5 protein-coding genes are annotated in these 5,413 nt (G+C 38.3%); 4 read left to right on the top strand and 1 reads right to left on the bottom strand.

Going from position 1 to position 5,413, the window contains the following annotated elements; genetic code table 11:
• Positions 1 to 94: 94 nt before the first annotated feature.
• Positions 95 to 1,570 carry a hypothetical protein gene (locus tag C7B62_RS24145; RefSeq protein ID WP_106243718.1) on the bottom strand — a complete coding sequence of 492 codons (1,476 nt, stop codon included), beginning with the start codon at positions 1,568 to 1,570 and terminating at the stop codon, positions 95 to 97.
• Positions 1,571 to 1,951: 381 nt separating this feature from the next.
• Here C7B62_RS24145 and C7B62_RS24140 point away from each other — a divergent pair, with 381 nt between their 5' ends.
• The 4 genes from C7B62_RS24140 to C7B62_RS24125 all read left to right on the top strand — a co-directional run.
• Positions 1,952 to 2,722: a hypothetical protein gene (locus C7B62_RS24140; RefSeq protein ID WP_106243715.1), complete on the top strand. Its 771-nt coding sequence runs from the start codon at positions 1,952 to 1,954 to the stop codon at positions 2,720 to 2,722.
• 625 nt (positions 2,723 to 3,347) lie between these two features.
• Entirely contained in the window at positions 3,348 to 3,866 is a 519-nt protein-coding gene (locus C7B62_RS24135) for a DUF2062 domain-containing protein (RefSeq protein ID WP_233220135.1), read from the top strand.
• 67 nt (positions 3,867 to 3,933) lie between these two features.
• On the top strand, positions 3,934 to 4,950 hold the full coding sequence (locus tag C7B62_RS24130) for a diguanylate cyclase domain-containing protein (protein ID WP_106243708.1): 1,017 nt from the start codon (positions 3,934 to 3,936) through the stop codon (positions 4,948 to 4,950).
• A gap of 195 nt (positions 4,951 to 5,145) precedes the next feature.
• On the top strand, positions 5,146 to 5,413 hold a 268-nt coding region (locus C7B62_RS24125; RefSeq protein ID WP_146132199.1), incomplete at its 3' end, for a PAS domain S-box protein.

Genomic DNA, 5,413 nt, shown 5'->3' with positions numbered 1-5,413 from the left:
GCGTCAAAAGTCACGACTTAGTACCGAGGAGTTGGAAACCCCAACTTCAAGCGTTAGCTAAGTTGGGGTAGTTCATTATCTTAAATAGTTAATTTTAATTTGAACTTAGCTGGAGCTTGATCTTGGTTTCATCGGATATGGCAGATACTTCTTGATAGCCGAGTTTTAAAAATAAATTAGGCTGAAGCGCAATAGTACCATTAGCCATCCAACCCTGGTCATCAGAACTAGTGCCATAACCTACCTCAAACTCCCATTGATGTCTATTTTGACTAACTTGAGCCTGGGAATGTATATTAGCTCCCCAGACCATAAATTCTTGTTGCTTCTTCCCTAAAGTCTGATACTTAACAAAAGCAGAGCATTGAATACCTAAATTGTCTAAATCAAGCAGTTGACCTCTAAGTTCTAAATTACTTTGATCCTGATTGCTGCTGTAGGTAAATTTTAAACGTCCAATTTGAGAATTCAATTGCAACCGTAGTTTTTGCTCATTATCTAAAGCTGCTGTGGCACGAAGAGAAAAATAATTATTGTCCAATGCTATTTTTACCCCTGTGCTATAAGATTTCGTTTTGCTGTTCCCCGTGGCCATTAAAGTCAAACCATTATAAACACTCCAATTGAGATCAAACTTTTGTTTTTCACCATCACGGTAGTAATTCGCGACAAAATTTGGTGTCGGTTGAAAACGAATATGAGAATAAAAATCTATGCCAGATTCTTTCGCCAACAGAGAAATGGTGGCTTTAATAGGTAAGATGTCGCTGTCATAGGTTAGCTGGGTAAAACCAGCTAAAGTATTTTCATAAACAAAACCAACTCCCATCGTTAACTGCTGGGTGATGCCGTGGTGATAAGCAATTCCGCCACGAAAATCTTCAAATTCTTGAGCAGAATTAAAACCTTGCTTGAGAATTGCTGACTTGCCTAAGTTGTCGTTTACCCCTCCTGAAAAAGTGAGAGTTGAACTACCCAAAGCTAATATAGGAGATACGTCAGTATAGTTAAGGGAGGATGGGTTACTCTGTTGTTTATTTTGTCCCCAATGTTGAACGGTGGTTATGCCCCAGTATTGATGTTGATTTTCACTTGCCCAAAAAGTTTTTTGCAAGCCTAAGACTAAGCCACCTTGAGATGATTTATGAAGATCAGCCTGCTGTGGAGAAGATAATAGTCGGCTACTTTGCTCCGAGCGATCATCGCAAAAAGCTAAACCACAATTAGTTTCAGGAGATATTTGGGGAAAGAAATAATTAGTTTGTAGAGGAAGGCTAAAGCTAGAGGACATAGTATGTTCTAGCCATTGATGGTAGCCCTTGTTTGAGGAAGAATCAGCAGCATTATTCCAGCTTCGTAACCCAGCAGTAGGCAAAACACTATCAATCACGCCAAATAATTGAGGGATTACGGGTACGTTAGATCTAGTAAATCTAGTTGATAGTTGAGCGGGCATTATTTGCTTTGAGTAGATTGATTCTGACTTAACTGGAGTTGCCAGAGTGGAATTTGCGTAGCTGAGACAGCCAAAAATTCCACCAAAGAAGACGTTTGCTACAATGGCTTTCATTCATGTATGGGGGAGATAGAAGAAATTAAGGAGTAAATGCTCTGGTTAAGATAAATCTAGGCACACCAAAACTTGATTAATTTGACCAACGGTCACAGATTACTAGAGATAACTCCTAGTCATAACAGTTGCCTCTAGAGATCACAGCTTTGGGTTTGTAGCTATCAATTACATAAGCAGGAAACTTCTTATCGAGTTTTTTACTTTTTGTACTCTCCTATTCTGCCCATTTTTTCTTGGAATTAAACTAAAGTTTGTGTAAAGAAGTTTGCTAAAGAATAATTGTTCGCAGGTTCAGCGGGAGATAGCAAGGGATTCAGCCAGAGCAAAAGTTTTTGGAAGATTAGATATAAACCATAAGTTCAACACAAAAATAAACATATGAAAAAATTCGCCACAGTATTATTGCTAAATTTGGGAATCATGGGCGGTATGATCAATATTGCTCAGGCAGAAAATGCAGCAACGGCTCCTGATGAACTAACTGAAATTGTTACAGGCATCGAAGAAGCTGCCAACAATCAAGATCTAGATCAAGTAATTAGTTATTACAGCAAGGACTTTAAAAATTCTGATGGCTTAACTACAGCTACTTTGAGTAAGGCTTTAACCCAAATGTGGCAGAATTATCCTCAGCTAAAATACACTACGGAAATTAAGTCTTGGTCAAAATCAGGTGATGAGCTGGTTGCAGAAACTCTCACCACCATCAGCGGTATACAAACTGAAGCAGGGAGAAAGGCGCAGTTAGACTCAACAATTAGATCTCGCCAATATTTCCAGGGACAAAAATTAGTTCGCCAGGAAATATTGACAGAGCAATCTCGGTTAACATCAGGAAATAATCCTCCCCAGGTTAAAGTCGTCGCACCAGATACGGTAACCACAGGTGAAAAATACAATTTTGATTTGATTGTTGATGAACCCTTAGGTTCTCAAGTATTGTTAGGAGCTGTTCAAGAAGAGAAGACTGGGGCTAATTTATATCTGAACTCCACCTTATTGGAATTAGAACCACTAGCTGCGGGGGGAATTTACCAAGTGGCAACAGCTCCTTCTGTACCTCAAAGTAATTGGCTATCGGCTATTTTAATTCGGGGAGATGGTATGACCATGATTACTCATCGAGTCAACATTACAGATGAGCAATGAACAAGGAGCAATGAGCATTAGTGACAAGTTAAGCAAAATCAGTTTTAGTCAACTTCTTGGTGCCCTAAAGGACTCCTAAAGGATACCGCTTCGCATATAGCTTCGCGTCGCATTCGCTCTTTGCTGGAAACCAACAAGTCCTAAAGGATTAGCTTCGCGTCACCGCGATGCACCGCTACTACAGATAGTGTCTTTGATCTTAGTCAACACTAAATAGGGATTGGAGAGATTTAAAGAGCGATCGCTCTTTAAAGAGTTATAGTTTATGAAAAATATCTCAAAAGCTAAGAGCTAAAAGCTAAGAGCTAAGAGCTTCAAACCGATTGACAAACATCGTAGTCCCTTAACTTGTAACCAATGAGCAATGAGCAATGAGCAGTTACCTCTTCTTTCTTTTGTCGGTAAATTAGAAAATATGGTCAATATTGAGGCAACAACAATTACTTCTATTGTTTAGTTATTATATTGTCATACAGTCTCCACTCGGCAAGATCCTCCTGTGCCGTTTACCTGGGTAGATTTCCACTCTTTTGAGTTGAACATGAGTCCAAAATATTTGCCCCATAATTCAAGATTAGGCAAAATTTGCTTAAAAATAAAATTGCTAAATGTTAGAACATTTCCATTGCGTAAAAGTCGTAAACATCAACAACATTTAAGGTTGCGTCAAAATAGTTTGAGCAGGTTTATTCGTTTAGCCTATCTTAGGCTGATCAGATTGCAGGATAAACCAGAAGTCGTAGCCAAGGGATTAGCAGTAGGAGTTTTTACTGGCTGCTTTCCCTTCTTCGGTATGCAAAGTCTACTGGCGCTCTTACTTGCTACCGTTGTTCGTGGTAGCAAAGTTGCAGCATTAGCAGCAACCTGGATTAGTAATCCTTTTACTTCCGTACCGCTTTATATTTTTAATTATAAAATTGGCAAACTGTTATTAGGGACAAAAGATGCGGATCTGCCACCATTAACTCTTGAGTCTTTTACTGCTTTTAAAGAACTAGGCTCTACTTTTGCAATTACTTTATTGACGGGAAGTTTTGTGGTGGGTTTGATTTTGGGGGTAATTACCTACTTTTATGGGTTGGCAATTTTAGAACGACTGCACAGTCGCACCATCCGACGACGAAGGATTAGAAGACAAAAATAAACTGAAATACTTAAATGTTTCCTATATATAGTAATGTTGAAGATTGCTATTGTAAGCAGTCAGAAAAATGTCTCAACTTAAGCGATCGCCCAAGGAGCAAACGAGAATTTTAATAGTTGATGATCAACCAGACAACATAAAACTTTTATCGCTCATCTTAACGCTAAACGGATATGAAGTTGCCGAATGTAATCGAGGAAAACTAGCTGTTGATTTAGCTACGAAAAACTCTCCAGATCTAATTTTATTAGATATTAGTATGCCAGATCTAGATGGTTTTAAGGTCTGCCAGTTACTCAAAAGCGATCGCCGTACCGAAAATATTCCGATTATATTTATTAGTGCTTTTCAAAAAGTTGAAGAAAAAACTCAAGCCTTTAATCTTGGCGGCAATGATTATATTACTAAACCTTTTCAAATGGAAGAAGTTATTGCCAGAGTAGAAACTCAGCTAAAATATTACCGTTTACAAACAGAATTGAAAATAAAAAATCAACAGTTAAAACAAGAAATTGAAGCTCGTCAAGTGGCTGAAACTAAGTTGTTGAAAATTAATCAACAATTAAGTAAATTAGCGACCATAGATAGCTTAACTAACATCGCTAATCGTTATTATTTCGATGCTTTTTTAACTAGGCAATGGAAGCTAGCAAGAAGAGAGCAGTTTCCTTTGGCTGTTATTCTTGTTGATGTTGACTATTTTAAACTTTATAACGATCGCTTTGGTCATCAGCAGGGAGATATTTGTTTACAACAGATAGCTCAAGCATTATTAAAAGCAGTCAAACGCCCTACAGATTTAGTGGCTCGCTATGGGGGAGAAGAATTTGCCATAATTTTACCCCGAACATCCGCTCATAATGCTTTGCAAGTAGCAGAAGAAATTCGTCAACAAATTAAAATCCTTGCTCTAACTCATCCCGATTCTTTAGCAGGAGATTATGTATCATTAAGCTTGGGTGTTTGCGCCGTTGTTCCCTCCCCAAAATACACTCAACAACAGCTTTTGGTTACTGCCGATCAGGCTTTGTATCAAGCAAAAGAACAAGGTCGCGATCGCGCTTTGGTTAAATTTATAGATTAGTTGGTAAGTTTTCAGAAATTATCTATCTAAAGAGATAGCATCATCCTCAGCATCCAACTTAAGATAGGTATAAAATAAGACATTATAGCTAGAAAAAACAGCAACATTGCTTAACAAATTAATTCATAGTTTTGAATTGGACCAAAGCGACTTGACCAACACTTAGATAGTTTTCTTTTCAGTTTAAGCATCAAAATGAAGACAGGTTTGAACAGCACTTCTCATGCAAGCAGAATAGGTTTAATAATTCAGCAAGCAGATGGCAGAATTCAAAGTTGCAATCAGCAAGCAGAAAATATCTTGGGCTACAGTAGCGCAGAAATGATTGGAGTTGTTTCGCCTCAAGAATCCTGGCAAGGGATTCAAGCAGAAAATTTGCCTTTTCCCCCGAACACCCACCCCGCTTTCGCCTTTTATCATTCTCGCAGTGTGGCTAGTGCCTTAACTACAGGACAGCCTTGTA

This window comes from Pleurocapsa sp. CCALA 161 (assembly GCF_003003995.1).
Classification (GTDB): domain Bacteria; phylum Cyanobacteriota; class Cyanobacteriia; order Cyanobacteriales; family Xenococcaceae; genus Waterburya.
The sequence above is the reverse complement of the archived record's forward strand: the minus strand, read 5'-3'. Positions and strand labels throughout refer to the sequence as shown.